Source organism: Zunongwangia sp., assembly GCF_048269745.1.
Lineage (GTDB): Bacteria > Bacteroidota > Bacteroidia > Flavobacteriales > Flavobacteriaceae > Zunongwangia.
Genome location: NZ_JBLXIB010000001.1, coordinates 601,539 through 627,269, shown reverse-complemented (window position 1 = coordinate 627,269; position 25,731 = coordinate 601,539). Strand labels below are relative to the sequence as shown.

Here is a 25,731-nt window from a genome sequence, read left to right as displayed (position 1 = left end):
ATTTGTATTTGTTTATCGCCAATAGGCGATAGGTTTATTAAAAAAATATCAATCAAAAAATTGTTGGAATAAGTTTTTTGCTATCTTCCAATTTTCTTGATTGATACAGTATTTTATCTTTGGTGGTTTTAATTCGCCTTGAATTAAACCTGCATTTTTTAATTCCTTTAAATGTTGTGAAACCGTTGATTGGGAAACCGGTAATATATCGACCAAATCTCCAGTAAAACAGCAAGATTGACTTTCAAGATGCTTTAAAATAGCAATACGAGTAGGATGTCCTAAAGCTTTAGCAAATTTTGCCAATGCTTCGGTGTCTTCCTTATATTCTATATGCTCTAAACTTCTTTTCATATTGCTTATCGCAAATGTACGATAGATATTTAAAGTAAAATGTGATTATTATCATATTCTGTTTTTTTTGTGCGTTGGTAAAAAATAAATGTGCTGTTTGTGCGGTGGATTTTTTAGTTCAAATATTGATGTTCTGCTCGATTTTCTGCATTATGCACAACGAGTTTGTATATAAAAAGTAGCGGATTTTACTCACTAACTTTTCGGATTATAATTAATCTCTAATTTATTAATTTTCTTCTGTTTAAGCACTTAAACCGCTATTTTTTATATACGTCTTAAGTTTGATTCTCATTAATTTTATAGTATAAATCAGAAAGAACAAAGAGAGGATTAAGGTTAAGGTATACGTGGAAGCGTTAGACTTCGTCAACAATGATAATCCCCTCTCTTTAACTACTTCAAACACGTTCAGTTCTATGAGGCCAGACCTCGTTTTCAAGTTGTTGTGCAAAAGGTAGTATGCTCTTTCATAAATTATTTCTTATGAATAAATATAAAGAAACTTTTGGAGTTGACATCAGTAAGGATGTCTTTGATGTTTATGGTAGTGTGTGTGGTTATTCTCAATTTAAGAATGACACTTCCGGCTTTAATTTATTTCTAAAGTCATTATCTCAAGATAGCCTTGTAGTGATGGAAGCCACAGGTTATTACCACTATCGACTTGCACAGTTTCTTTACAAAAGCGGTATACCGGTATCGGTAGTAAACCCTTTGTCAGTCAAGCGTTTTCTCCAAATGAAACTGGCCAAAGTAAAGACAGATAAAAGCGATGCCAAAGCTATTTGTCATTATAGCCTGTCTAATGAAGTGCCGCTTTATAATGCACTTAATGAAGTACAGGCAGAATGCCTTCAGCTTTTTCGACTTCTGGATAGTTATCTAAAGAAGCGTACGGCCACTAAGAATAAACTTCACGGCGAGGAAGTTCTAGGTATTCCCTCTAAGTATGTTTATAGCTCTTTACAGCGTGATCTCAAGCATCTTGACAAAGAGGTCAAGGGAATTGAAGCCCGCTTACTGGAGCTTGTCAAACAAGAACAGCAACAGCAACTAACCTTGCTAACGAGTATCCCTGGTATTGGTATCAAAACGGCCTTGTTTTTAGTTGTCATTACAGATGGGTTTACCAAGTTTGAGAAGGCTTCGCAGCTGTGCAGTTATGTAGGAATTACCCCAACGATCCGTGAATCAGGGAGTAGTGTAAGAGGCAAAAGTAGGATTAGTAAAGTAGGTAACCAGAAGCTTCGGAACCTTCTATTTTTGTGTGCCTTCAATGCTTGCAAGTACAACAGAGCGTGTAAGGGCCTTTATGACCGTATTGTAGCCAAGGGCAAGAGCAAGAAACTTGCTTTGATCGCCGTGGCCAATAAGCTTTTAAAACAAGCCTTTGCTATCGCTAAATCTGGGTTGCCCTACGATGAAAACTATGTGTCTGTTTTAGCAAAAGGATAGCTTAAGAAAAAACAAAAAATGAAACAGTTAAGATCTGATTACAGGTTTTAGCATGGATCATTTATGTCTCAAATTTAATGTAAAAAAAAGTTGGTTTTTACCTCAGTTCTTTGTTGTAGTGCGTTTTACGTAAAATCTCTCGTATTAATATTGATTAGAACAATGTTCAGTTTCATTTTCTTGTAACTCGATAATATGATTTAATAATTCTTTTTCTGAAGTAAAGATTTTATAAAAAGCACCTTCTATCATTGCATTTAATTTTGAGTCTATAAAGGAGGCTCTCATATCTGTATGAAGACCAATTATTTTTTTATTTTGATTATAAGCAATTCCCAATTCAAAACAAGCACCTTCATCTGGAACTCTACCATCTAATATGAACAGGAAAATTTCACATTCTGATACTTCTTTTATATCGAGTTCAAAAATTTTATTATTTCTTTCATTCTGAGTCATGTTTATAAATGGAGGCTTATCTAACTCCGCACCATCTCTTTGAGGCAGAAATATTTCGAAATTAAATTTTTCAATTTTTTTAGTAAGTTCAATATTAAAATTTCTTTCTGCTTGACTAAAAAGTGGTCCGGCAAAATATATTTTCTTTTTCTTCATTATTATTCTTTCTTCAATTTTTTATAATGCACTACAACGGTCTGGTATAACCGTCAGTTACAGGATTAAAGTTAATGATTTTCGGTTAATAACTGACGTTAGCAATTCCGAGTGGATTCGGACGTAGTCGAATCCGCCGTAATTGCGGTTATACATTGTTGTAACACGTTTTTTTGTTTTCTTTTAAGGTGTTAGATTTTCTCTCTATTGATATTATTCGACCATTTTTAATTTCGGTTCTAATTCCAATATTTTTCTTGAATATCCCGAAATATTTATATTCCTTTTCACAAGTTATAATAGTGTCAAAGTCCTTATTATAATCTATAATCTCAACTACACTTAATCTCAATTTTATTTCATTCAGGTTATCGGCTTTTTTTAATTCAAAATTTGAGTAAGTCGTTTTAATGTATTCACTAATTTTAGTCAAGTGTCGATTCAAGTTTTCAATTAGTTCATTGTAAGCTTCTATTTGCTTTTCTGTAATGCCAATTCTATTTTTTGGAAAATACAAGTCAAAAAAACTACCTTCTTCGTCATAATTGATTTCTGAAAAGTAGAACGAATTAATTAATTGAAATTCTCTCTCAACTTTTCCACGATTCAGTTTTTCAGATATGTCAATTCTTTTTCTCAATTGTGCTTAAATGTGTTACAACGGTTTGGGTTATGATTATGTTGCGTTGAAAATCCGCTAGGATTTTCATTTGTGGAATTAAATTTAGCAAAAAAGCTTGAATTTTCGTTAGAAAATTACGCAAGCAATGAATTATAACCGTTGTTACTTGCTGTAATTTTTTCCTAATATCACCCTCATAGTTGTTCCATTTACAAAATATTCATAGTGGTAATCAGGAGAGTTGTTTTTGTAAGATTTGATTCTTCCTTTTTTATCTTTTTTCAAAGTATATGCTCGGTTAAAAACGCCAATAACTTTTCCGCTTTTATTTATTATTGGAGAGCCAATAAAATTCGAATCATTTAAATATTCCTTAGTTCTAATTCTTATTTCGGATTTAGCATATTTTGAATTATCATAAGTTTCTACAATACCTTCAATAAGTCGTAGATTATTTTCATTATCGTAACCAGAAATGTAGAAGATTTATTTTCTATTAGGCTTACATCAGGTATTAATGGTTGAATTGCATCAGTATTTTGTTCTATTGTAAAGGTTAAAAAAGGATATGAAAATGAGAGTATAAAAAATGTCTTTTCAATTCTTTTTTCGTTATAAATAGCTCTTACTGTGACATAATCGGATATAGAATTTAATATTGACATTTTCCAAGAAATTAATTCTTTAGGAAAATCTTTTAAACTCATTTCATCATTTGTATAATGTGTTCCAATAAAATCTCTTGCTGTACAAGCAATTATTGTTGTGTCTAATCTTATTAAAAATGAAGATCCATAATTTACATTTTCTCTATTCTTAAATTCGGCTTTATTTCGAAGAATAATTTTATCCCACTTAGTAGAATCAACTTCTTTAAAATCGCTGTTTTGAGCTTTAAGCATATTTATACTTAATACTATTAAAATAATTATAAAGTTTAATTTCATTTTATTATTGCAAGTAACGGTTTGTGTATGGCTCGTTGCGGTTTGGTTTGCCAGGTTTTGTCTCTTTAAATTAATATAGCTAAAAGCATTGAATATTGATTAAGTATTTAGCCGTAATTGGCTATACGCATTGTTGGCAATAGTTATTTTCTCTCATAAAAATAGCCTTCAAATAATGAGTTCAATTGTTTTTTAATTATTTCTGGATCAGTCGGACTTTTTTCTTGAGGTAAAACTCTTTTATAAAAAGCAACATTATGATTTTTGGAATCAAATATAAAACCGTGCAAAAATAGATTGGATTTTATTGGAGTTGGAACAGCCATTCCTAATGTTAATATTCCTATTGCAGCACCCTTAGCAACTTGCCCTCCATAATTTCCTTTTCTGCGTCTAAAACCAGCTGCTACTATAATTAAAGAAAATCGTTGATCATTATTCTGAATAATTGAGTCAATAGTCGGAGTTAGTTTTATATCATTAAGATTTTTTGTACGGTTAATTATTTGGGCTAAATAATTTATTTCACTTTCAATTTTAGCGTTTATAGTATCATTGTCGATCGTAATTTTATCGGATAATCTATATTGAGATTTGTTCTTAATTAATATAGAATCAATTTTATTTTGTGTGATATTCGATAAAGAATCATTGCGTTCTAATTTATTACCTTTTTTTATATATTGGATATATGATAAAGGCTTAAAATAATTCATATTTTCAACTTCTGTAGCCTGAACTGAAGACGTTAAATATTTATTTGTGCCACAGGAAAATAAAGTCAACAGCAAAAATATAATTAATAAATTTTTCATAGGTTTCATAATTATTGCTAACGGTTTTGTATAACAATCAGTTGCGGATTGGTTAAAAACTAAGATAGCTAAAATTACCGACTTTTATGCTTGCGCTATTGTGTCCGCAGGACGCAAAGCCGCAATTGTTGTTATACGGTGTTAACCACTGGCTTTTTTCGATTTATTCTGTTTCTTTTTCCTCTTGTTTTCTAATTATATTCTCCACATCAAAAATGAAAAAGTTGGTTTTATGACTTTCCATTTTAATTCCTAAATCATATTTAAGCAACTCATATTTTTCAATTATTCGTTCTGTTAAATATTGAATATCAGATTCAATTGATTCTCTGTCTTTTTTTCTTTTAGCTCTTTTCTTTTCAAAAGTTTTTACCTTGATAGACGAAAGATCATTTTTCAAATTTTCCAAAGTTTCTTTTTTCATAATATTTTATTTAGTTTTTAAAAATATAGCAGATTCACCATCTAGAAATTAAATTTTAAAATTTAATTTTTCGGCTTGCTTCAGGCAAAACCCGGAAAAGAAAGCAATCTTCTGGTAGTGGGCAAAAACGGGACTGTTTTTTCGTATATCGTAACCTATAGGAAAAAATTGGATCAGCTGAATTATTTTATACCAACGTCTCAAGGCATCGGTAATGAAAAGCCTACTGGTCTTGATTCAACTACTATTGTTAAACGTGAAGACACAATTGATAACAGGACCTATTATTACAATAAATTTTGTTCTTATCTAATTGACCGAAAGCAACACATTGGCCGGATAAAAAAACGAAACGATGGCATCATATTGAGTATTGAGAATATTGTTTTTGACAAGGAGGAACTTTATTTCGTGATTCAAATTAAAAATAAATCTTCGTTAGATTATGACCTCAACTTTCTGAAATTATCGATTGAGACCAGAAAAAAGGGTAAAAAGAAGTCTTTACAACGGCTTTATCAAGAACCGGTTTTTAAATATAATTTGCCGTCAAAGGTAAAAGAAAACGAAACAATGAGACTGATTTATATACTACCCAAGTTTTCATTATCGAATGATCGCAGAGCGATTGTCGATCTCAATGAGAAGAACAGGGAAAGGAATTTAAAATTAAAGGTCTCTCATCGGTTTATTAATCATCCAAATTAATATACAATCCCCAAGTTAGAAATATCAATCAATCCTAGCCATATCAATTTTCAAGTTATAAGGAGTTTCCCATAAAAGGATCTGTAAGGCTGGTTTTTCCATCCTCTATATGACCTGCAAATCGTTGTTCAAAATCCGGGTATCCCTCTAGAAGGATACTATAATCGTACCAGCCAAAAGAATCTTTAGCAGTTAATAACTGCTCATGAATTCCTTTTCTTAAGATAAGATTTACCGGCTCCCTGTTATAGGCATTATCCACAATTTTTACCTTAACTTTTTCTGTTCCCTTTTGCAAAATTGTATATTTTAACTCTTTAGATTCTTTTAAAAGTTCTAAAGCAATGATATATTTGGAAAAATTTTGTCCAGTCCCACGAAATTCCCTGTAAAAACCATTGGGTCCATAAGCTCTAATATGGAAACTACCCGAAGTAACGGGGAGCTTGTAGATGAGTTGTTTTCCTTCGTTGACCGCAAAATTATAACAGAATTTGTTAGAGTCCTGATAGAGCGACTTCATATCATAAATTTGAAAAGGGGCTGCGATTTGTTTTGTTTTAGATAGCCCAGTCCTACACGACATCCTTAATTCTAAACTATCCGTGGTACTATTACTAATATAGTTACAATCCATTGCCAGATCGTACGGCAAGGCACAGGCGGGTTTAGTACCTTGTTCTTGTTTAGGGATCAAATCACCAAGTCGACCTGTAGCCTTTAAATCTTTTAACTGTGAATTACTTAATAACTTATAGTCAGAAGGTAATTTTTTATCTTTAGCCGAATATATCTGTTTAATATAGGTATTTCTTTTGACGGATAGTTCTTCAGGTAAGGAACTATCTGCTTTACGAAATACAGAGGTAAGATTACCACATACTGCTCTTCTCCACGCTCCTATATTTTCTTCAATTACTTTTTCTCCTGTTTTTTTTTCTATAAAATGCTCCAAAAACTGTAAAGAAGAAGTATGATCAAAAACCTCACTATTTACAAAGCCTCCCCTACTCCATGGCGAAGCTACCACCATAGGTACCCGAAAGCCTAACCCTAAATTATGCTCACCCTCTACAAACTCTTCTGCTGTGGGAATACCGGTAGTGTCACCGCTACCAGCTTTGGGAGCCACAAATGGAGGAACATGATCGAAGTAACCGTCATTTTCATCATAAGTCACAATAAAAATAGTCTTTTTCCACTGTTCAGGATTTTTGGTAAGTATATCCAATACTTCTGAAACATACCAAGCTCCATACCACGGGGAGCCGGGATGGTCTGAAAATGCACAGGGAGCGACCAACCAGGACACCATAGGTAAATTTCCGTTATCAACATCTTGCCTGAATTGACCGAGTACGTCTCCCTTGGGGGCTTTAAGCGATTTACCTTCAAAATCGAGCGATTCCAATTCTCGATAATGCTGAAATTTTTTATTGGTAATAAAAGCCTTATGATGAATAGCTTTTTGATGATCACTTAACTTTTCGAAGTTAGCTGCACTATAAACCTCTAAATCTACTCTTAAACGATCTTTTCTTTTATTGAGTTCTTCCAGTTCTTTTTCCGAAAGATGATCATTTTTTGCTATTTCCTGCAATTTTATCAGTTCTTGCTGCATCCATTCTCTGTGCTCGGGATGAAAACGAACGTTGTACTGATCTATAAATTCTAAATCATTATCGGTAAAATTAGCCAGCCAAAATTCTTCATCACCAGCCATACCGGTTGGAATACTGAGCTCATTTTGATAGACACCCCAGGAAATCCCTGCTTTTTCAAGACGTTCTGGGTAGGTTTTCCAACCCACATTCTTAAAATCAATCATCCCATTATCTATATGTGCCTTTGATTTTGGATTGTGAGGATCTTCCCGGATCGTACCTGCCCAAAAATAGTTACGGTTTGGACTCGTTCCTGTAAGAGTCGAACAGAAACTCTGGTCGCAAATCGTAAAAGCATCAGCAAAAGAATAGTAAAATGGAAGATCATCCCGATTGTAATATCCCATTGTTAAAGGCATTTTAGCATAATCCGGGTTACCGGATTTTTTAGCTTCCAACCATTTATCCATTTTCCCGTAATTTCTCGCAGCGAGCATATCTTCCCAACCATGGGGAAGTGATCCCATCCAGGTAGATTTGGTATTCTTAATATCTAAGTGAAACGGTGTGGCTATGTTGCCACTGGCATCACGTTGATACCATACAGGTAAAGCAGAAGGTGTCTCCATCACACGTGGATCATTAAAACCGCGTACCCCACGCATACTACCAAAACAATGATCGAAGGACCTGTTTTCCTGCATTAGGAAAACAACATGCTCTGCATTTAAGTAAGTGGTTCCGGGATCAGGACTAATGGCCATTGCTCTGGCAATGGATTGTGGCATCGATCCAAAAAGTGCCGTCGATCCGGCCAACAACGAAGCTTTTTTTAAAAATGACCTTCTTGATTCCATATTTAATAGGATATTTTAAAGATTGAAAAACGGTAATCGATATTACCGTTCCCTATCTAGTTTGATTTTAAAGCATTGGGATAATCTTATTACTGTTTTGTTTTTGCGAGATTACCTTACCCGAGAATAGGTTCGCCACACTGGGTATTGGTACACTTTCAAGATTGTCAGTCTCAATTTCCTGAGTGGCATAACCGATTTTCTTTTCAGTCTTTGTTATTCCCAGTGCGGTGACCACCATCCGATCGGGTGATTCCGTGTTGACCTTTAAAGTGACTGTAAAAATTTTTTGATTATCGACAACTAACCGTTGGATTTTAAAACCAACATGGGAAAATATAAGGGTATCCTTTTGAGAAGCATTAATTTCGAAATTTCCATTAAAGTCTGTTACTGTCCCCACCCTGGATGAATTCAAACTTACGTTCACCCCTGCTAGGGGTAAACCATCCGGATCGGTGACAACATCAGAAATTTTCTGCTGACAAAAAGCATTCGCAGAAAATACAATCATTACAAAAAATAAAAGATAAAACTTTTTCATTGATGTCTTATTAATAATTTGACAGCAAACTTAGTTCAAGGTTTTAGCAAAGTCATTAATTATCTTTAAAGACATTATTAATCTAAGATTAAAAAAGATAATATCTAAAAACCAACAAAATACTGATTAAAAGCATATTATATAAAAAATTATCTGATCTTCTTTTTTATTATTTAACCATTTTGTAATTTATCCTTAACTATAAGTTGCTACAAATTCTAGGAAGTTAAATAGAGAGAGAAAGAAAATACGCCAGAATACATTATTTAAATATCGATCTTGCCTCCTCATAAATCCGCTCAAAATTAGTCTCCAGATCAGTTTGAGAAAACTGCTTTAAATTCTCTGGTAAACCCCTTTGAATTTTGGCTAATTTAAACTGTATTTTTTTATCCTTTCCATCTGCATAGGTAATAAACTCGCCCTGTTTCAAACGAAAGAAAACATCAGCCCTAATTTTAGGGATTTCTTTTTCCCCTGTGGTTATACGGGTATCAAAATCTAAATTATGTCCACGGCTCACACTTTTGGTCGGATCTTTGATGATTTCAAAAAAGCGTTCATAATATTTCGCGGTGTCTGGATCATTGACTTTTCCAAAGAACTGATAGGAAAGATTGCTCAATATCGCCTTGCTTGCCTTATCGCCATACATCATATCATTTTGGATCTTGTCCTGCATCACATAAACCGTTGAAATATTATAGCTCCGAAATGTTGCCGGTATACGGTGCATATTCAATAAGCGTATCGTTGGCGCTTCTTCCATAAGTAAAAAAGACGGTCTCTGACCGCGCAGTAATAGTATGGACAATAGTGGCAATCACCGGAGAATACGAGCTTTCAAATTTTGGATTGTTCACGATTGAAATTACCGCAGGATTTTCTTCATTATTAATATTGAGCGGTACTTCATCTGCGGACAACGCCATAAAAATCCGTTGCGTGCTGATACGCTTCAGAGCATTAGCCAGGGTACTTTTTACCCCAGCGGTCTGCCGTTCCGAATCTTTGCCGCTAATAAAGGCATCTGCCATTGCCCTTGAAGTGGTATTGGTTTCTGAAAACTGGATCAGGCTGTCGGTGTCCAGGTATTGGTAAATGGCAATTAAATGTGGCAGGGTACAGAATTGAGGATAGTTCCTTTTCAATTTCCAAATGAGCCCATCAATTAATCCTTCCGCAGCATCATTGAAAAATTTGGTGGTTCCCGTCGTTCCCGATTCCCGTTGTTCTAATAAGTTCTCGATAAGTACCCGTGAAACCTCATTCACGCTTTCCTCATTCTCTAAATAGCGTGGAGCAATGGGATTAACCCGATGGATGATTTTATCAAAGGAAATGACCTTAAATGGGATATCCCCATCTTTGAAAAGTGGATATGCCATTTCCGTCAGTTCAAAATCCTTATAATCGTGAATAATTCCACAAAAACCTTCTTTCCGGAAATGTTTCAGGAATCCATACACCACACTTTCGGTCTTTCCACTTCCCGCAGAACCGATGATGGATGCCCCACGTTTGATATTGTCCAGTTTGAAATTTCCTTTGGTAGTTTTAAAATCGACCCGATACCTATGGTCACTATTTTTTGAGTTTTCCCTTTTATGCAGAAATACATATAAAGCCGTATTAATCAACAATAGTGGACAGACCACATTCAACAATACCAAAACCAAATTATTGGTAGCTTGTAAAAAATAAGCCAATGCACACAATAACAGATTGTTTACCAGGAATGCATATCTGGAAAGTTGATACCCACCATAAAACAACGCACTGGTCAGCCCAATGATGAAAAGAACGGTAAAGAGATGATCTACATACATACTATTTGAATTAAATACCAATGGAACTTGATTTGATGGCTACTTCCACGCCACGGAGTAGACGGTTTAAAACTTTCATTGCCAATTGCGCTTGTGAAACCGGAATGCTGGGCAGCATTGGAACACCAATTTCTTTTATCATTCTAAAGGCAATCGCTTTTTCATTGGTTGGCAGTTTCATCAGCGATGCAAAATAGACTTTCGGGTTTTTGATAAAATCCTTTCGAGCTTTGTAGGTCTCAGCGAAGTTCCGTTGATAGCCAAAAGTTTTGTCAAAAGTCTTTTCCGCACGCTGGAAAAATTTATCACGGTCAAAGCCTCGTTTTACGTTCTTTCCGTGCATCTCCACTTCCGATGCCTTATGTTTGCTCCCCGGGGAAAGACTAAACGTATTAGAAGCATCTTTCCGGCTTACAATGATATGGATATGGCTTTGGTTTCCTGCTTTTGGCATTTCCTGAACGATCCGCTTCCCATCCTGTTGATGGGGCGCTTCCCTTTCCAATTTGGAGATCTTTCGTTGTAGGGATTTAATTTCCCCCTCCCTACCCTGTGTTTTCAAGTGCCGGATCTCATTTTTAAGCTTAAGGATTTGAGTAGCATAGGGCTGGTTTTCTTTAATCTGCCAATCGGTTCCTTTAAAACTACGTTGGTGTTCTATTTTTGCGTAATACTTAATATCTTCAATACGAATAGGTCGTCCGTTGATTTCACGGTTAAAGGAGGCTACATAATCCTTCATCAGCTCACGGGTGTATTTTTTTAAATCTTCACCACTGTTCTGTAACCGGTTTAGTTCATATTTAGAAGGGCTGACCGTAATGGAATAAAATTTAGGTTCGATTTTTTTGAGTTTAGCGGTGTTGTCATCAATTTCTTTGACCACTTCTTCAGCGGAAATTTCATCCTCATATTGATTGAAAAAGTTTTCCATTTCTGTAGGTTTCAAGCCTTCGTTTTCTTTCTCAAGATAACCGACAAAATCGCCTGAACTTTGTGAATAATTCCCTCCCAGTTTTTGAGGTGTAATGGTGATGTACATAGCTCAAAAATTTAGTGTTGGTTATGATGGTTTTGCTTTTCCTGAAATTTTACTTTAGATTGTTCTTCGGCATATTTCTTTTCCACAATCAAGCGTTTCTTTTTGGGTTCTTCGGTCTGAAAAAGCGATTGAATCATTGCCACAGTAGGTTTGGTTTGTGTCTTTTCCACGTCCCGCATTATGGCGATAACGGCATTGATCCTTTTTAAAAGTTTCGCTTCTATGGTTCTTCCGGTAGGCCCTAGTTTTTCTTTTGGGGAGATCTCGTTGTAGAAGAAAAAGTCGAGCATTGTTTCCAATGCTTCGGTGTGTGATTTGAAGTGGGTTCTTGAAAATTCCTGAAAACGCTTTGCTGTTTCCTTTTTGAACCTGATGCCAATAAATGAGTCCATAATTCGCCGATTTGTCGCAAATTATTCCCTAAAAATAGGCGCTTGCAGGGCATTTGTCGCAAATTGTAAGAGGTCGGGAATTTTATATTTTTACAAACCACTGAAAAACAGTTCTTTAAAAATATAAAGGAGTCCTTAACATCGCATCGCGTGTTACCCTCTTGCTACTCCTTTTCGTTCGCCCCAGGCGAACAAAATTCCGTACAATTTAGATCAAAATCCAATTGCCATTTTGAGGAAAATAATTTCCTGTTATGTAATTTTTCGATGGGCAGGGTTATCGGCGAAAGTCAAAAAATGGATAAGCCTACGTTAATATGAATGCTGAATTTCAGTGAAATAAAGATACGTTTTTTTATTGATTATTTACTAATCGCATACAAAAACACCTCTAAATTTTAGAGGTGCTTACTTTTAATTTTATAAAATTTATATGTTGAAAATGTATTTATACGAATACAAATTCCGAAGTGCTTCTTCATCAAGCATCTTATCCAAATTGGTATTGTGCTTTGTGGCATAATCCATTATATCCTTGCCGTACTTTTCCTTTACTTCTTCTTTGGAATTGACAATTAATCGCTCTTGTGTTTCGGCGTTCAAATCGGTAAAATTTAGATATATCATAACGTTCGATTTTTAATATTCGCTTGGTAACATCAGCGTATCATTTAAAAAAAATAACCGCAGTTCATCGAGAGGAAAATCGGTTGCCCTGTAACCGTGTTTTTCCAAAATATTGTCGTTGCCATCGCTGTAAATTATCTCGGCTTCATAACCTGAATAATCCTGTTTTTCTTTGGGCAATCTTTTAAAATCGATGGTTACAAATTCGCTTCGGTTCATCAGACTTTTTGCAATTACAGACGTGTCCATAATAAGCCAAAAGCATTCTGCTACTTCCGATAAATATTTCAATCCGTCGGTAAAATGGGTTCGTAATAATGGGATTCGATAGAACATTTCTGTTCCCGTAAAATATTGCAATCGCTCTTTTATTTCGTTAACTTGTACTTTCATTGTTTTACTTTTTTAAATTAGTGAATAATGAAAAAGAGAGCGAAACTTTCGAGAGGTGCGCCCTCTTTAATTTTGAAGATTACTTATCGCTTTTACTTCCAAGTAATAGGATTTCATCAGCTATAACTTCTGTTACATAGCGTTGTTCGTTATCATCAGTTGTATAGCTTCGGTTTTTAAGTTTTCCCGATATTCCAACTTCTTTACCTTTTTCGACAAATTTCTCAACGATTTCAGCAGTCTTGCCCCAAGCTACTACGGTATGCCAGTTGATGTCCGTTTGCTTTTCGCCTTTGCTGTCTTTGTAATACTCGTTTGTAGCAAGTGAGAAGCGGGCTACTTTCTTACCGCTTTCAAGGTTCGTAATGGTTGGCTCTTGTCCAACGTTTCCAATTAACTGTACGTGATTTCTAATAGTACTCATAATAAAAAGATTTGTGTCTGCTTTGTTACAGACTGGTTTATATTTCCCCTATTTGTTTTAAACTGAATTAAAATTTTAAGGGGTGTTTGTTCTTTTCTTCTGTGCACCGCACAATGGATAGAGTGGGTTTTGTCCAGACTTTTAGGGAATAAATCAGGTGTGTTTGCGACGTAGTAAATCCGCTTTTTTCGGCGGATTTCAAGGAAGTAGAAACCTTATTTTTCACTAAAACTTGTACAGTCTTGACAAGTTCCATAAGGGCATTAGCAATTCTTTTAAACGCAGTTGCGTTTGAGCGTACCGACAGTTAAGCGAAATAAGTAGCTGTGTTTACATTAGAATTGGTTATGTCGTGCCTGTTTTTCGACGCCCCGAAAAACAACAAAGGCTTTATATATTATAAACCCCTTAAAATATGTAAGACAGCGGTTTGGTTTTTAAGGATTTTCGATTGAGGGCTCAAGAAGACCGCGCCGAAAATCCTGTTAAGAAAACCGAAGTGATGACTTTCCGATGAAAAACGGACTTAATTCTCAATTTTGGCAAAGGAATGAAGTGTTCCTTCCCAGCATAGCGGGAAGGGTTAGCGGAATGGATAGCTAAAATTGGGGATTGTGTCCAAGACCTTTGTAATGAAGCTCTTTTCACGAAATGTAGCTTTTCGCGAAATGCAGGGGAATGTGCTGAACGGATTAAGAAAACTATTTATTCTCATTATGCAGGATTTAAAGTGGACTTGACTTTGAAGGTATAGGTTGGAATGCAGTTTGACCGCTTCCCGACTTTTCTCGGGAATGAACGGGCAAGTGGAATGGAAAACGGAAGCTTTGAAGTTGTGTCCAATATTATTATAGGAAAGCGCTTTTCCCGGAATGAAGCTTTTCGCGAAATGTAGGGGAATGTGCTGAACGGTATTGCTTTTAAACCTATAAATAGCAAGCACAAAAAAATCCAGTTTAAGGTAATGGATGAACCTTTTGGCTTTATGCCATTGCAAAGACTTCGTCGAACAGTTTTTTATCCAACTGTTCTTGTTGGCCAAAGCTTTTCTTCAAAACATTATGAAGTACTGAATTAAACGCATTGTAACCTAACCAAAGATTTGGTTCTTCATTGAGCAACAAGGCTTCATAGTTTAAGATTTCGATGACCTCACGAGATTTTTTCGACGGGTCGCTGTTCATGTCGCTACATTCATACCGAAACAGTTTCGTTCTGTCAAGAATCGATTTCACAAATTCTTGCGTATCGATGATTTTAAATTCTTTCATCTTGTCGAATTTCTTGGTAATGATATAGAATTCATTATCCAGAAACTTATCGAATAGATTGTTCAGCCTGAGCATAATCAAGTGCGTATTGTTCTTACTATGCTTTATGGAAAACTCGATTTCTGCTTGTGACACGTGCAGACCATTTGAGCACACTTCTCTATAAAAACCGAAGTGTCCAGATGTCTTTTCACTTCCGTCATACGAGTTTTTGAACCGAAGCATCGGCAATATCAAGTCCTTATGGTTCTTGACTGTAAACTGGCTTTTGTCGTCGATAATAAAGTCAGTAATGAACGACCTATCATTTTTGTTGATGGTGCGTTTGTGGAAATTCAGCTGTGCATCGGTCAGCATTTCTTCAGCTTTCTTGAAGAATAGTTGATTTGGAATGTGACCATAGCTGTTCGAGACCACATTGACGATTTTGCCATTAGAGATTATGGCATTTTCAAGCCCTCTTCGGGATTCCATCTGTGTCAGACTTTTTAAGGATTTCATTTCTGATGGAACAAAGATTTCATCCTGTTGCAAATTTTGTAAATACATAGCTTTTGAATTTAGATTAAACAATATTTGAGCAGTACCCAAACGGAAGCTAAAATCTCAGCTCAAAAGGAAACGGAATAAATGAGCAGTGGCGAAAGCTTTGGCTTTATGCCGTAGTCTTTTGATGGGTTGTATTTTACGAGTTTACCTTTGCGCTAACTATTGATTGATAATAACAACCTCTAAGGAAGAACTTAAGTTGAGATAACCGAAATTTATTAATTCTATAGGAATCAATAAAGTTTGTACCTAAAAAGAAGTAATTAGTAACAATTAGAATGTTAATATCTAAATGGATAAATGTTGTACCCAGTCCATAAAAAAAGGCCTCACATTTCTATGAAGCCTTGTCATTGCTAGTAGCGGGAACTGGACTCGAACCAGTGACCTTCGGGTTATGAGCTTGATACTTAGCATCACTAAAAAAACACAAAACCCTTTATAATCAATTGTTTTAAAGATATTTAATATTTTATAAATTAGAATAAAACCATCCAAAATTAAATTATTCTGTACCTATTCTGTACCCCTTTTTATTTTAATCGTATCTTTATATTATCTTTAAAGAAGGTATTATGGCAAGCATCAAAATTGTTCGACGAAGAAATAAACAAAGGAAAGACGGGACTGCTCCACTAGCACTAAGAATAAGCGAAAATTATAAAACAAATTATAAGTTTCTGGGACAGTATTTACTTGAAAAAGACTGGGACAAAGTTGCTGGAAAAGCCAAAAGATCCCACCCTAATCACAAAAAGCTAAATAACTTTTTGATGAAGAAGTTAACAGAAGCCAATGACCTATATTTTGATTCTAAAGATGATAGCATCACACCCAAACAAGCTAAACAAAAACTAAAAGGACCTGGAGGCTCTAAATCATTTTTTTTAATTGCTGCTGAACGCGTTAAAAGTAAATATGACCGTGGAACTTTCTCAGTAGCTAAATCTGAGCTTTCTATATTATATAACATTGAAGAGTTTTTAGCGCTTAAATCCTCATCACCCAAAAAGAAGGTGATTGCAGATATACAACAAAGAAGAAAGGATAGGGTTAGTAAGTCTCGTAAAGGTGAATATTCCTTTATGGACGGCATTAATCATTTTAAGAAAAGTAAAACCTTAAAATTCCGGGATATAGATCAAGCGTTTATAGAGAAATATAAAACTTTTTGTTCAGTTTATCTCAATCAGAAAACGCGCACTATTACAAATCAATTAATTTTTATAAGAACTCTTTTTAATATTGCCATTAAAGATGGAATTGTTGCTTCTAAATTTTATCCGTTTGCAGGAGAAAAAGAAAAAATACGGATTGGTTCTGGCAACAAAATCGGTCTTACGATTAAAGAAATTGAAAAAATAGAATCATTGGAATTTGAATCTCAATCATCAATCTGGCATACACACAATGTATGGTTAATTGCGTTTTACTTCGCTGGAATACGCATCTCTGATGTTGTAAAATTAAAATGGTCAGATTTTAATGATAATAGACTTTACTATATTATGAATAAAAATGAAAAGCCTTTAAGTCTTAAAATTCCGGATAAAGCCAATAACATTTTAAATTATTACAGAAAGAACCAAGCAGAAAATAACGGATATATTTTTCCTTTCTTAAAAGATGCAGATCCTAAAAATGAGGAAGATATTTTTCGAAAAACAAGAAATGCAACAAAGTTGTTTAATAAGTACTTGAAACGAATTGCCAGCCAATGTGGTATTAACAAGAATTTATCAAATCATATTGCCCGGCACAGTTTTGGAAATATTGCTGGAGATAAAATTCATCCATTAATGCTACAAAAATTGTATCGACACAGTGACCTAAAAACCACACTAAATTACCAAGCCAATTTTATTCATAAAGATGCTGATGATGCCTTGGATAGTGTAATAAATTTTTAGTTGATTTTTTTATTCTACATTAAGTCCATAAGTCGGCAGTATTCTGGAGAAGCACTAATTATCTCCACAATCTGGTCTGTTTTATTTTTATTTCTTTAAGTTCATTAGAACTTACAAGCTAAGATGTGTTTCTTATTTTTATCATAGTATTCAGCTTTCCAATAATGAGGGTCATTAATCTCTCTGTATTCAATAGATTCAATTTTGTGAGTCAGAATGAAGGGACCTTTTAGAAAAATAATTATTGAATTTTTATCTGGCCAACCATTCGAAGTCTCAACCACCTTATTTCCTTTTTCTAATTCCTTATCTAAAATAATCTTTAAGGAATCACTGAATTTCAATATGTCATTTTGGTCTATCATCGTAACAAATTACCGCCAACGCTTTGTGTAAGGTGCCTATCCCAAAGGGTATGCACTATACTCCGTGTGTGGTGTCGTATTTTTTATTTTTTAAATTAGTTCTTTTCCAAAATCGGAACTCAACTCATCTGTCCATCCAGAATAATGGCAGTAATATAATTTGCCTGTTTGCTCCCCTTCTTTAATCGCAATAATTCAAATTCTGCCAGATGGTAGTAGATTCCTTTGCTCTTTACGCCAGCGGTAAAGAACAGCAGGTAGAATATTCAGATCCTCACAAACCTGACCTACACTGCTTTTTGCTTAAACTCTAAGATGTAATGTTTTGCTTTACGTCTCATAATTGCTAAATTAATAACTAGCAATAATATTCATTCAACTTGGTGTCCAATCTAATGTAGTAATTCCAAGTCAACCGATTTTATTTGATGATTATTTGTTAAAGAGACTCTTTTACCCCTAAATCTTACTTAAAACAGTAATAATATATGTATTAAGATAGAGTATTGGGATTTTAAACATTACCTTCACTTACGCTTTTTGATGTTTTGGACTTTAAAACTGTAATATCCTTATAGTGAATAATTTTAATTCTTTAGTTATGGTTTTTTATATCAAATACATGGTAAGCTCAAGATGTAAGCTGATTGTTAAACAGACTCTTAAATCTTTAAATCTTCACTCTATTTTGGTAGAATTAGGTAAAATAGAAATTATTGAAAGCATAAATGCTTTTCAGCAGGAAGAATTAAAAAAAGCACTCAAAAAATTTGGATTAGAATTATTAGAGGATAAAAAAATAATCATAATTGAAAAGATTAAAAATCTAATCATAAATATGATTCATTACAAAGATGAATTACCAGAAGAAAATTATTCAGACTTTATAAGTAAGAATTTAAATTATGATTATACATATCTTTCCAACATGTTTTCAGAGGTAAAAGGCATTACTATCCAGCATTATATTATTCTTCATAAAATAGAAAGAGTTAAAGAATTACTTCTTTATAAGGAGCTTAATTTAACTGAAATAGCTTATAGACTTCATTACAGCAGTGTGGCTCATCTTTCCAATCAGTTTAAAAAAACAACTGGTATTTCACCTTCTTTTTACATGAAATTAAAGCTAAAAAGAACTCAGAATTTAGAAGATATTTAATCCTATACGCCATTCGATTATTTAGTTATAAGCATAAAACCTGTAAGTTTTGTAAGATTATTTTTAATATCTATAACAAACTGTTTTGTAATTGCAATACTTTCATTATCTCCGTAAGAGTAACTTCTATATGCATTTTCAGGTATAAGGCCTCTACACTGAAATAGCTGGTAATCTATAGAAAATAGTTTTTTTTATCGGAGGCTCATTTAATGAATTTAAATCTAATCTCAATATGCTATGAAAGTTTTAATACTTTACGATTATCCTCCTTCCCCCGGAGGTTTAGCCACTCAAGGAGATTTATTATATAGAGGACTGTTAGAATTGGGAATAGATGCACATGCTGTACATTTGGAATCTGAACAGGAAAAAGAGTGGTACTATCGATGGTTTAAACCAGATGTGGTCGTTGGGATAGGGTATTGGGGACACACACCGCAATTGATTTTACATCCTCAACGTTACGAATTTTTAGCGGTACCATGGTTAGTAGCTGATGGTTACATCGCTAATTATCAGGAAATATTAAATAAATTACCTCTTATTTTGGTTACTTCAAATTGGGTGAAAGAAATGTACGTGCGTGATGGAATAAACCCTGAAAATATAGAAGTACTCCCTGTGGGATGCGATACCGATATCTTTATTCCTTTTGAAAAAAATGATCCCAAAATTCTAGCGGTGAGAGCATCCTTAGGTATATCCCCAGAGCAGTTGATGATTCTTACTGTAGGAGGAGATGCCGCCTCTAAAGGTGCTCAGGAAGTAATGCAAGCCTTAGCTATTATCAATAAAGAAGCTCCTGATTGGAGATATATTTGTAAAGTATGGCCACAACCCAGAACAAAAGCTCAGAATTTGTTAGATATAGAAATGGCCATGCATTTAGGAATTGAAAAGCATATTACCTACGCCACCAATACTGTTTCAAGAAATTTTATGCCGTACTTAATTGGAGCTTGTGATATTTATGCTGCACCTTCTAGGTTAGAAGGTTTTGGCATGCCTCAAGTAGAAGCCGGCGCTTGTGAGAAACCTGTAATTGGAATTCGAGCCATGGGTATGTTGGACACATTAGTGCATAACGAGACAGCTTTTTTGGCTGAAGTCGCCCAGAAAATTGTTGTTAATGAAGTTATTTTAGGAGATGAATCCGGATTTGAACCTTTCCATAAAGTGCAATTCAAAACTCCTAGAACGGTAGACTATCGAGCCAATGTACAAGATATAGCTCAAGATTTATTAACCTTGATGAATGATGAAAATCTCCGTAAAGAAATGGGAGAAAAAGCGAGAAAAAGAGTTGTCGCTAAATTTGACTACCGAATTGTTGCAAAACGTTTTGTTCAACTTGTATCTGATAAATTAGGAATTATTTAGTTGTAATGAAAATAGAAGAAAACGCAATTCTTAACCACACTAAAAAGACTGCCCTGGAAATCCTACTGAATAATAGTAGAAAGTCAACAGAAGGATTGTCCCGTACTGCGGCTTGGGGATATCCAGAACCTTATACACGTGACTTGATGTTAGCTATACTTGGCGTAGCAGTTTCCAAAAACGAAGAGTTAATTGCAAATTATAAGCATATTTTAGAAGTCTTAGCAAGTAATCAAACCCGCAGAGGTCATATCCCTTCCTTAATCAATGATAAGGAAAATCGTGGAGCTAGTGATACTACACCTCTATTTCTTTTTGGAGTTTCTATTTTCAGAAAAATTAATAATCAACCTGCTTTTCAAAAGAAAGCAGTAAAGAAAGCACTAAAATGGATGAAATATCAAAGTCCAACAGATCGTTATCTAATCGCTCAACAACCTACCAGCGATTGGCGCGATGAACAATGGATCCTTGGCTATGGCCTTTTTGTTAATACCATTTTATATGCTGCATTGAAAGGCTTAGGTAAGAATAAAAGAGCCACTCATTTGGCTGGGGAAATTCAATATTTAGCCATTAATAATCAATTAACAGATGATATTTTAGATGAAGATGTGCTCATTACATTAAAGCCCTATTATAATAGTTGGTCTTACAAAATTTATCATAATGATAGATTTGATTTACTTGGTAATAGTATAGCTATTCTTACTGGACTTGCTTCCCCTAAACGAGCAAAAGCTATTATTAAATGGGTAGAGCAAGAATGCAATATAATGAAAGAAAAAAATATGCTTCGAGGAGATTTGCCTCCTAACTTTTTTCCTTTTATTCAACCCAATGATCGAGATTGGTTCGACAGATATGCACATTTTAATTTACCCGGAAATTATCATAACGGTGGTATTTGGCCTTTTATTACAGCTTTATACATAGCCGCTTTGGTAAATATTAAAGAATATGAATTGGCAGAAAATAAGTTAATAGCGTTAGCACATCTTTTGAAATTAGCAAAACAAAAAAATAGAGATTATGGTTTTAATGAGTGGTACAAAGCTCAAGATAATACGGCAATGGGGGAAGATTGGCAAACCTGGAGTGCAGCTTTATATTTGTATGCATCCCATTGTGTAGAACAAAGAGACACCCCTTTTTTCTAAAAATAATTTTATTTACATAATTAATATTCTTTCATACATAGGTTTAAAAAATTATTGTTTAAGCTTTTGTTTTTTTATCCAATTGTATCCCTCAATTGGTTTAGTGAACTTCCAGAAAGCTTCTTCTTTTGGCGTAGTCTTCGCCTCAAAACTGGTCTTCGCAAAACCATATACTTGGGTGATGATATCATATTTTGCATTCCACACTTTTATGGAAAGTGTCTCATGGTGTGTAGCAGATTTTATGGGTTTAGGAAAGTATTTTTTATTATTATCCTCATAAGCGAAAATCCATAATTCTTTAGTTGAAATTTTATGGTTTTCCCATAATTTTTGCACCGATATTCCAACTTCTTCATGCCGTCGGTGACGTGTATATTCTCCTAGAGGATTATGAGTTAGAATGATATCAAAATGAACGTTAGGTAAAATATTTAAAATTTCATTTTCAACAATTTTCTCTGGTAAAGGAATTTGATCCGGGTCATCATTTAAATTTCCCATTATTCCTTGTGCTTTGAGTTTAATAAGAACTTGCTGAAATTTTGGGGCTCTATCTATATCGTATCTTCTTGATAAGCAAGCAATAAACCAATGGTGCTGTGGATTTTTTAGAATGAGACCTCCACACCAAAGTGTTTCGTCATCAGGGTGTGCCACTACTACAGCTATATTTTTGGGTTTATTCTCTATTTTTTCTGGTGCCATTAGCATTGTATTATATTTTATTATTCAAAAATCGAATTTATCCTTTATAGCCTGTTGAGTAGGAAAACCAAATTGCTAACCGAAATTATATTTTTTTGATAGTAATTTTCAATTATTTTAAAATCTGAAACGCAATATAGGTTTGAGCTCATCTTAATTTGGGATTGGCGTAACGGTAAATATTATTAATTTGAATAGCTACTTTATTACATTAATCATAAGATTTTTTACATAGATAACAGATACGAATATGGATATGTAATATTTAATATTAAGGGCTTAATCGTACTGTAAAATATATAAGGTTTAGTAAAATAGATGTAATATTATATCTACTATAGTTATCCATCTTTGTAAGTCTAAAATATTACAAATGATAAGTAAAGGAAAATCTTGGATGTTAGTAAGTATGCTTGCTCTACTTCTATTAACTATAATATCCTGCACCAGGAAAATTGTTTTTCAACAATCTACTATTGTACCTGCGGCGGAAGGTTATGTGAAAATCCACACTGATGATAATAATAATTTTGTACTTGAAATAAAAATTGTGAATTTAGCCGAAGTTAGCAGATTACAACCTCCAAAAGAAAGTTACGTCTCCTGGATGATCACCGATAAAAATGAAACTGTTAAATTAGGACAGTTAAACAGCTCAACCGGTTTTATGTCAAAACAGATGAAAGCTTCCTTAGAAACTGTATCCTCCTATAATCCAACAAAAATATTTATTACAGCAGAGGATGACAGTAACGTCCTCTACCCCAACAAGCTTATTATATTAACAACTAATAAATTTTAGATCATTTATTATTTTCCTTTTAAATTATTTTTTAAGGAAACCAAAATCCATCTCTCCTGGTTGATTTTACTTAAAATCTAAAGACAACCTCTGCACTACTTTTCAGGAAATTTTTAAAATGTAGTATGGTAAGCAAATTACTCTTAGTCATTCTTGTTTTAAGATTCTGGCATAAGTCATTTTAAAATGATACCACTAAAGGTAATAATTTGCAGTTATTCTAGAGGTAACACAAAAATATATAAAACTAAAATACAGTTAATTACCTTATTCACACCTTATATACATGAGAGTTTCGATTGAGCGTAAACAGATTAATTTTTCACCAGACTCTAGTCGGGTGATCGCCCGTTATTTTATGAACGGCGAATCTCGCACCCAAAATTTAGTCAAGCGTATTCTTAAAATGAATACGATCGAAGTAAGCCAGGCATTAGAACAAACGTTAAGGGCATTCGCCAACAGACACCGTAATATTTCCCAGCTTTTTTTTAAGCATTGCGAAAACATTCGTGAGATTATTGAAAAAATGGATATTCCATTTAATACACTTTCTGAGGAGCAAAAAATGTTAATTGGATCGTACTGTACCATGGAATATTCCATCGAATCCGCAGCATTTTTTAATCCTTCGATAGTTGAAGATTTAGATCAATCCTATTTAGAAAAAGGTGAAAAACGAGTAATTATTTCCTTTAGAGCCACCGGAGAAGGCCATATTTCTTCCCTGGTTTTCAGAAGGGGAATCATTGACGCTAATAATGATCTATTCCTTACAAAACTTGGAGATTATATAGATATGGCTGCAATGTCACGTAAAACTTCCTTTTATAAAAGTCGGTTTATAAAAAGACTTAAAGAAATGCAGGTAGAAGAGCAATACTTTAAAATAATTATGGACAAGTTACCAGACCGATTTGAACATTCTGCCTTAAAAGAATTAGTTAATAGTTTCCTTCAAAAAGAAAATGTAAATAGCGAGGCACACCGGTCTTTTGAAGAAATTAAATGGTTATTGGAATCATTTTATGACTTGCATTTTCATAAAGATTCCGATATTACAGAACGTGTGATCTTTCCTATATCAGAATCTGAAAGTAAAGGCATTGAGGATGCACGCTTTGTGCGCTTTATAGAAGATGATCAATCTATTGTATTTTATGCTACTTATACAGCCTATAATGGGCATACTATTTTACCAAAATTAATAGCTACAAAAGATTTTTATACTTTTAGAATAATGCCATTAAGAGGTGATGGCGCAAAAGGAAAGAATCTTGCACTTTTTCCTAAAAAAATTAAAGGTCAATATGCTATGTTATCCAGGATTGATGGAGTTAATAATTATTTAATGTACTCTAAAAATACTAATTTTTGGAATAAACCAGAACGTATTCAAGAGCCTAAATTCGCATGGGAATTTACTCAAATAGGAAATTGTGGATCTCCTTTATGGACAGAAAAAGGTTGGCTAATTATTACTCATGGTGTAGGTCCAATGAGACGCTATTGTATAGGTGCATCACTTTTTGATCTTGAAGATCCTTCCATAGAAATTGGACGACTGGAAGAGCCTTTACTTATTCCTCTAGAAGAAGAGCGCAACGGATATGTCCCCAACGTGGTATATTCCTGTGGTTCTATAATTCATAATAATAGCTTAATTTTACCTTATGCAGTGTCTGATTACTCCTCTACTTATGCAGTGGTAGATATGACAGAATTGTTTACTGCATTAATCAACTAATTTTGAAAATTTAGAAGCACGTTTTTATAAGCTTCTTCATAAGAAGAAATCATATTTTCCATATTAAAATTGGTTTCTGCGTGCCATCTACACTGTATAGGAGATAGTAATTCTAGTTTTTTTACGGCGTCAACAGCTTCTTGTATGGTATGCACTAAAAATCCAGAAACACCATCAGCTATTAACTCGGGCATACTACCTCGACAAAATGCAATTACTGGTGTACCGCACATCATTGCTTCTAGAACACTAAGTCCAAAAGGCTCTTCAAAAGAAATAGGATGTAATAGGGCTTTGGCACTACCAAGAATAAGATCACGTTCATTTTTACCCAAATTCCCTAAATACTGAATGAAATTCCCATCGATATTAGGTTTTATTTTCGAATTAAAATAATCTTGATCCTGTATAAGGCCAGCGATTTTAAGAGGTAAATTTGCCTTTTTTGCAATGGCAATTGCTTTATCTAAGCCTTTTTCAGGATGGATTCTGCCAAAATAAAGCAAGTAGTTTTCTTTTATACTCTGAAAAGTAAAATGACTCGGATTTACCCCGTGATAAATGGTATCCAGGTAAGTTAGCTCTTCATGTCTGTTTGCATTCGAAATTGAAATGTAAGCTGCTGTAGCATTATATTTTTTATATACCGGAATAATTTTAGGCGAAGAGAAACCATGAATAGTGGTGATGATGGGAGTTGAGATAAGCCGGGAATAAGTAAGTGGAAGAAAATCGAAATGATTATGGATGATGTCAAAATTTCCTACTTTTTCCATCAGATTACTGATGTGTAAGCACTCCAAAACTTTAGGGTCGCTGGTTTTGTCGGTTTCGTATGGTAAAGCACAAACCGCATCTAATTTTGCTGAGGTTATAGAATTTCCACTGGCAAAAAGGCACACCTCATGACCTCGACTTACTAAAGCTTCTGTTAAAGTGGATGCAACCTGCTCCCATGGTCCGTAACTTTCGGGAGGTGTTCTCCATGCAATAGGTGCTAGTATGGCTATTTTCATGCT

24 protein-coding genes and 3 pseudogenes are annotated in these 25,731 nt (G+C 34.2%); 8 read left to right on the top strand and 19 right to left on the bottom strand.

Features of this window, described 5'->3' with window-relative positions; translation table 11 throughout:
- Nucleotides 1–48: 48 nt before the first annotated feature.
- Complete coding sequence (locus tag ACN0WI_RS02780) at nt 49–354, bottom strand: ArsR/SmtB family transcription factor (RefSeq protein ID WP_417885079.1); 306 nt, start codon at nt 352–354, stop codon at nt 49–51.
- 486 nt (nt 355–840) lie between these two features.
- Between ACN0WI_RS02780 and ACN0WI_RS02775 the strand changes: the two genes are divergently transcribed.
- Nucleotides 841–1,812, top strand: a complete 972-nt coding sequence (locus tag ACN0WI_RS02775; protein ID WP_417885078.1) for an IS110 family transposase — start codon at nt 841–843, stop codon at nt 1,810–1,812.
- A 144-nt stretch (nt 1,813–1,956) separates the two neighbouring features.
- On the opposite strand, the gene ACN0WI_RS02770 is transcribed toward ACN0WI_RS02775, so the two are convergent.
- From ACN0WI_RS02770 to ACN0WI_RS02750, 5 genes are all read right to left on the bottom strand, one after another.
- A complete protein-coding gene (locus ACN0WI_RS02770) occupies nt 1,957–2,427 on the bottom strand; it encodes a nucleoside 2-deoxyribosyltransferase (protein WP_417885077.1) in 471 nt (156 codons plus the stop codon).
- 148 nt (nt 2,428–2,575) lie between these two features.
- Nucleotides 2,576–3,067 (bottom strand): hypothetical protein, encoded by a 492-nt coding sequence (locus ACN0WI_RS02765; protein ID WP_417885076.1) that lies wholly within the window; start codon nt 3,065–3,067, stop codon nt 2,576–2,578.
- 407 nt (nt 3,068–3,474) lie between these two features.
- Nucleotides 3,475–3,996, bottom strand: a complete 522-nt coding sequence (locus tag ACN0WI_RS02760) for a hypothetical protein (protein WP_417885075.1) — start codon at nt 3,994–3,996, stop codon at nt 3,475–3,477.
- Nucleotides 3,997–4,139: 143 nt separating this feature from the next.
- Nucleotides 4,140–4,811, bottom strand: a complete 672-nt coding sequence (locus tag ACN0WI_RS02755; RefSeq protein WP_417885074.1) for a hypothetical protein — start codon at nt 4,809–4,811, stop codon at nt 4,140–4,142.
- Nucleotides 4,812–4,974: 163 nt separating this feature from the next.
- A complete protein-coding gene (locus ACN0WI_RS02750; protein WP_417885073.1) occupies nt 4,975–5,235 on the bottom strand; it encodes a hypothetical protein in 261 nt (86 codons plus the stop codon).
- 66 nt (nt 5,236–5,301) lie between these two features.
- On the opposite strand from ACN0WI_RS02750, the pseudogene ACN0WI_RS02745 reads away from it, so the two are divergent.
- A pseudogene (locus ACN0WI_RS02745) lies at nt 5,302–5,943 on the top strand (DUF4138 domain-containing protein); the annotation flags it as partial.
- Between the two features lie 55 nt (nt 5,944–5,998).
- Here ACN0WI_RS02745 and ACN0WI_RS02740 read toward each other — a convergent pair.
- From ACN0WI_RS02740 to ACN0WI_RS02700, 9 genes and pseudogenes are all read right to left on the bottom strand, one after another.
- The gene (locus ACN0WI_RS02740; RefSeq protein WP_417885072.1) at nt 5,999–8,404 is read right to left on the bottom strand and encodes a phosphocholine-specific phospholipase C; all 2,406 of its coding nucleotides are present in this window, start codon (nt 8,402–8,404) and stop codon (nt 5,999–6,001) included.
- A gap of 67 nt (nt 8,405–8,471) precedes the next feature.
- On the bottom strand, nt 8,472–8,948 hold the full coding sequence (locus ACN0WI_RS02735) for a carboxypeptidase-like regulatory domain-containing protein (protein WP_417885071.1): 477 nt from the start codon (nt 8,946–8,948) through the stop codon (nt 8,472–8,474).
- Nucleotides 8,949–9,210: 262 nt separating this feature from the next.
- Nucleotides 9,211–10,777: pseudogene (locus ACN0WI_RS02730) on the bottom strand (type IV secretory system conjugative DNA transfer family protein).
- 10 nt (nt 10,778–10,787) lie between these two features.
- Complete coding sequence (gene mobB, locus ACN0WI_RS02725) at nt 10,788–11,819, bottom strand: MobB family relaxase (protein WP_417885070.1); 1,032 nt, start codon at nt 11,817–11,819, stop codon at nt 10,788–10,790.
- 11 nt (nt 11,820–11,830) lie between these two features.
- On the bottom strand, nt 11,831–12,211 hold the full coding sequence (locus tag ACN0WI_RS02720) for a BfmA/BtgA family mobilization protein (RefSeq protein ID WP_417885069.1): 381 nt from the start codon (nt 12,209–12,211) through the stop codon (nt 11,831–11,833).
- Between the two features lie 429 nt (nt 12,212–12,640).
- Complete coding sequence (locus tag ACN0WI_RS02715) at nt 12,641–12,838, bottom strand: hypothetical protein (RefSeq protein ID WP_417885068.1); 198 nt, start codon at nt 12,836–12,838, stop codon at nt 12,641–12,643.
- Between the two features lie 12 nt (nt 12,839–12,850).
- Entirely contained in the window at nt 12,851–13,231 is a 381-nt protein-coding gene (locus tag ACN0WI_RS02710) for a DUF6876 family protein (protein ID WP_417885067.1), read from the bottom strand.
- Between the two features lie 79 nt (nt 13,232–13,310).
- The gene (locus ACN0WI_RS02705) at nt 13,311–13,655 is read right to left on the bottom strand and encodes a single-stranded DNA-binding protein (protein ID WP_417885066.1); all 345 of its coding nucleotides are present in this window, start codon (nt 13,653–13,655) and stop codon (nt 13,311–13,313) included.
- Between the two features lie 983 nt (nt 13,656–14,638).
- Nucleotides 14,639–15,475 (bottom strand): DUF932 domain-containing protein, encoded by an 837-nt coding sequence (locus tag ACN0WI_RS02700; RefSeq protein ID WP_417885064.1) that lies wholly within the window; start codon nt 15,473–15,475, stop codon nt 14,639–14,641.
- 575 nt (nt 15,476–16,050) lie between these two features.
- Between ACN0WI_RS02700 and ACN0WI_RS02695 the strand changes: the two genes are divergently transcribed.
- The gene (locus ACN0WI_RS02695; protein ID WP_417885063.1) at nt 16,051–17,385 is read left to right on the top strand and encodes a tyrosine-type recombinase/integrase; all 1,335 of its coding nucleotides are present in this window, start codon (nt 16,051–16,053) and stop codon (nt 17,383–17,385) included.
- Nucleotides 17,386–17,489: 104 nt separating this feature from the next.
- Here ACN0WI_RS02695 and ACN0WI_RS02690 read toward each other — a convergent pair whose 3' ends face one another.
- Both ACN0WI_RS02690 and ACN0WI_RS02685 read right to left on the bottom strand, forming a co-directional pair.
- Entirely contained in the window at nt 17,490–17,729 is a 240-nt protein-coding gene (locus ACN0WI_RS02690; protein WP_417885062.1) for a hypothetical protein, read from the bottom strand.
- Nucleotides 17,730–17,969: 240 nt separating this feature from the next.
- A pseudogene (locus ACN0WI_RS02685) lies at nt 17,970–18,115 on the bottom strand (IS3 family transposase); the annotation flags it as partial.
- 236 nt (nt 18,116–18,351) lie between these two features.
- On the opposite strand from ACN0WI_RS02685, the gene ACN0WI_RS02680 reads away from it, so the two are divergent.
- The 3 genes from ACN0WI_RS02680 (at nt 18,352) to ACN0WI_RS02670 (ending at nt 21,455) form a co-directional block, all read left to right on the top strand.
- Nucleotides 18,352–18,912 carry a helix-turn-helix domain-containing protein gene (locus ACN0WI_RS02680; RefSeq protein ID WP_417885105.1) on the top strand — a complete coding sequence of 187 codons (561 nt, stop codon included), beginning with the start codon at nt 18,352–18,354 and terminating at the stop codon, nt 18,910–18,912.
- Between the two features lie 240 nt (nt 18,913–19,152).
- On the top strand, nt 19,153–20,295 hold the full coding sequence (locus ACN0WI_RS02675; RefSeq protein WP_417885061.1) for a glycosyltransferase family 4 protein: 1,143 nt from the start codon (nt 19,153–19,155) through the stop codon (nt 20,293–20,295).
- A 5-nt stretch (nt 20,296–20,300) separates the two neighbouring features.
- On the top strand, nt 20,301–21,455 hold the full coding sequence (locus ACN0WI_RS02670) for a glycoside hydrolase 100 family protein (protein ID WP_417885060.1): 1,155 nt from the start codon (nt 20,301–20,303) through the stop codon (nt 21,453–21,455).
- Nucleotides 21,456–21,506: 51 nt separating this feature from the next.
- Here ACN0WI_RS02670 and ACN0WI_RS02665 read toward each other — a convergent pair whose 3' ends face one another.
- Nucleotides 21,507–22,163, bottom strand: coding sequence for a PIG-L family deacetylase (locus tag ACN0WI_RS02665; protein WP_417885059.1), 657 nt, complete (start codon nt 22,161–22,163; stop codon nt 21,507–21,509).
- A 373-nt stretch (nt 22,164–22,536) separates the two neighbouring features.
- On the opposite strand from ACN0WI_RS02665, the gene ACN0WI_RS02660 reads away from it, so the two are divergent.
- On the top strand, nt 22,537–22,965 hold the full coding sequence (locus ACN0WI_RS02660; RefSeq protein ID WP_417885058.1) for a hypothetical protein: 429 nt from the start codon (nt 22,537–22,539) through the stop codon (nt 22,963–22,965).
- A 286-nt stretch (nt 22,966–23,251) separates the two neighbouring features.
- Nucleotides 23,252–24,712, top strand: a complete 1,461-nt coding sequence (locus ACN0WI_RS02655; protein ID WP_270058290.1) for a glycoside hydrolase family 130 protein — start codon at nt 23,252–23,254, stop codon at nt 24,710–24,712.
- On the opposite strand, the gene ACN0WI_RS02650 is transcribed toward ACN0WI_RS02655, so the two are convergent.
- The gene (locus ACN0WI_RS02650) at nt 24,709–25,728 is read right to left on the bottom strand and encodes a glycosyltransferase family 4 protein (protein ID WP_417885057.1); all 1,020 of its coding nucleotides are present in this window, start codon (nt 25,726–25,728) and stop codon (nt 24,709–24,711) included. The two genes, ACN0WI_RS02655 and ACN0WI_RS02650, sit on opposite strands and share 4 nt — an antisense overlap.
- Between the last annotated feature and the right edge of the window lie 3 nt (nt 25,729–25,731).

Bases quoted from the DNA above. Each gene is read 5' to 3' on its own strand.
- ACN0WI_RS02655 (WP_270058290.1), top strand. From the start codon at position 23,252: ATGAGAGTTTCGATTGAGCGTAAACAGATTAATTTTTCACCAGACTCT.
- ACN0WI_RS02680 (WP_417885105.1), top strand. From the start codon at position 18,352: ATGGTTTTTTATATCAAATACATGGTAAGCTCAAGATGTAAGCTGATT.
- ACN0WI_RS02760 (WP_417885075.1), bottom strand. From the start codon at position 3,996: ATGAAATTAAACTTTATAATTATTTTAATAGTATTAAGTATAAATATG.
- ACN0WI_RS02750 (WP_417885073.1), bottom strand. From the start codon at position 5,235: ATGAAAAAAGAAACTTTGGAAAATTTGAAAAATGATCTTTCGTCTATC.
- ACN0WI_RS02740 (WP_417885072.1), bottom strand. From the start codon at position 8,404: ATGGAATCAAGAAGGTCATTTTTAAAAAAAGCTTCGTTGTTGGCCGGA.
- ACN0WI_RS02695 (WP_417885063.1), top strand. From the start codon at position 16,051: ATGGCAAGCATCAAAATTGTTCGACGAAGAAATAAACAAAGGAAAGAC.
- ACN0WI_RS02755 (WP_417885074.1), bottom strand. From the start codon at position 4,811: ATGAAAAATTTATTAATTATATTTTTGCTGTTGACTTTATTTTCCTGT.
- ACN0WI_RS02670 (WP_417885060.1), top strand. From the start codon at position 20,301: ATGAAAATAGAAGAAAACGCAATTCTTAACCACACTAAAAAGACTGCC.
- ACN0WI_RS02675 (WP_417885061.1), top strand. From the start codon at position 19,153: ATGAAAGTTTTAATACTTTACGATTATCCTCCTTCCCCCGGAGGTTTA.
- ACN0WI_RS02770 (WP_417885077.1), bottom strand. From the start codon at position 2,427: ATGAAGAAAAAGAAAATATATTTTGCCGGACCACTTTTTAGTCAAGCA.
- ACN0WI_RS02775 (WP_417885078.1), top strand. From the start codon at position 841: ATGAATAAATATAAAGAAACTTTTGGAGTTGACATCAGTAAGGATGTC.
- ACN0WI_RS02735 (WP_417885071.1), bottom strand. From the start codon at position 8,948: ATGAAAAAGTTTTATCTTTTATTTTTTGTAATGATTGTATTTTCTGCG.
- mobB (WP_417885070.1), bottom strand. From the start codon at position 11,819: ATGTACATCACCATTACACCTCAAAAACTGGGAGGGAATTATTCACAA.
- ACN0WI_RS02780 (WP_417885079.1), bottom strand. From the start codon at position 354: ATGAAAAGAAGTTTAGAGCATATAGAATATAAGGAAGACACCGAAGCA.
- ACN0WI_RS02720 (WP_417885069.1), bottom strand. From the start codon at position 12,211: ATGGACTCATTTATTGGCATCAGGTTCAAAAAGGAAACAGCAAAGCGT.
- ACN0WI_RS02700 (WP_417885064.1), bottom strand. From the start codon at position 15,475: ATGTATTTACAAAATTTGCAACAGGATGAAATCTTTGTTCCATCAGAA.
- ACN0WI_RS02650 (WP_417885057.1), bottom strand. From the start codon at position 25,728: ATGAAAATAGCCATACTAGCACCTATTGCATGGAGAACACCTCCCGAA.
- ACN0WI_RS02660 (WP_417885058.1), top strand. From the start codon at position 22,537: ATGATAAGTAAAGGAAAATCTTGGATGTTAGTAAGTATGCTTGCTCTA.
- ACN0WI_RS02710 (WP_417885067.1), bottom strand. From the start codon at position 13,231: ATGAAAGTACAAGTTAACGAAATAAAAGAGCGATTGCAATATTTTACG.
- ACN0WI_RS02705 (WP_417885066.1), bottom strand. From the start codon at position 13,655: ATGAGTACTATTAGAAATCACGTACAGTTAATTGGAAACGTTGGACAA.
- ACN0WI_RS02665 (WP_417885059.1), bottom strand. From the start codon at position 22,163: ATGGCACCAGAAAAAATAGAGAATAAACCCAAAAATATAGCTGTAGTA.
- ACN0WI_RS02715 (WP_417885068.1), bottom strand. From the start codon at position 12,838: ATGATATATCTAAATTTTACCGATTTGAACGCCGAAACACAAGAGCGA.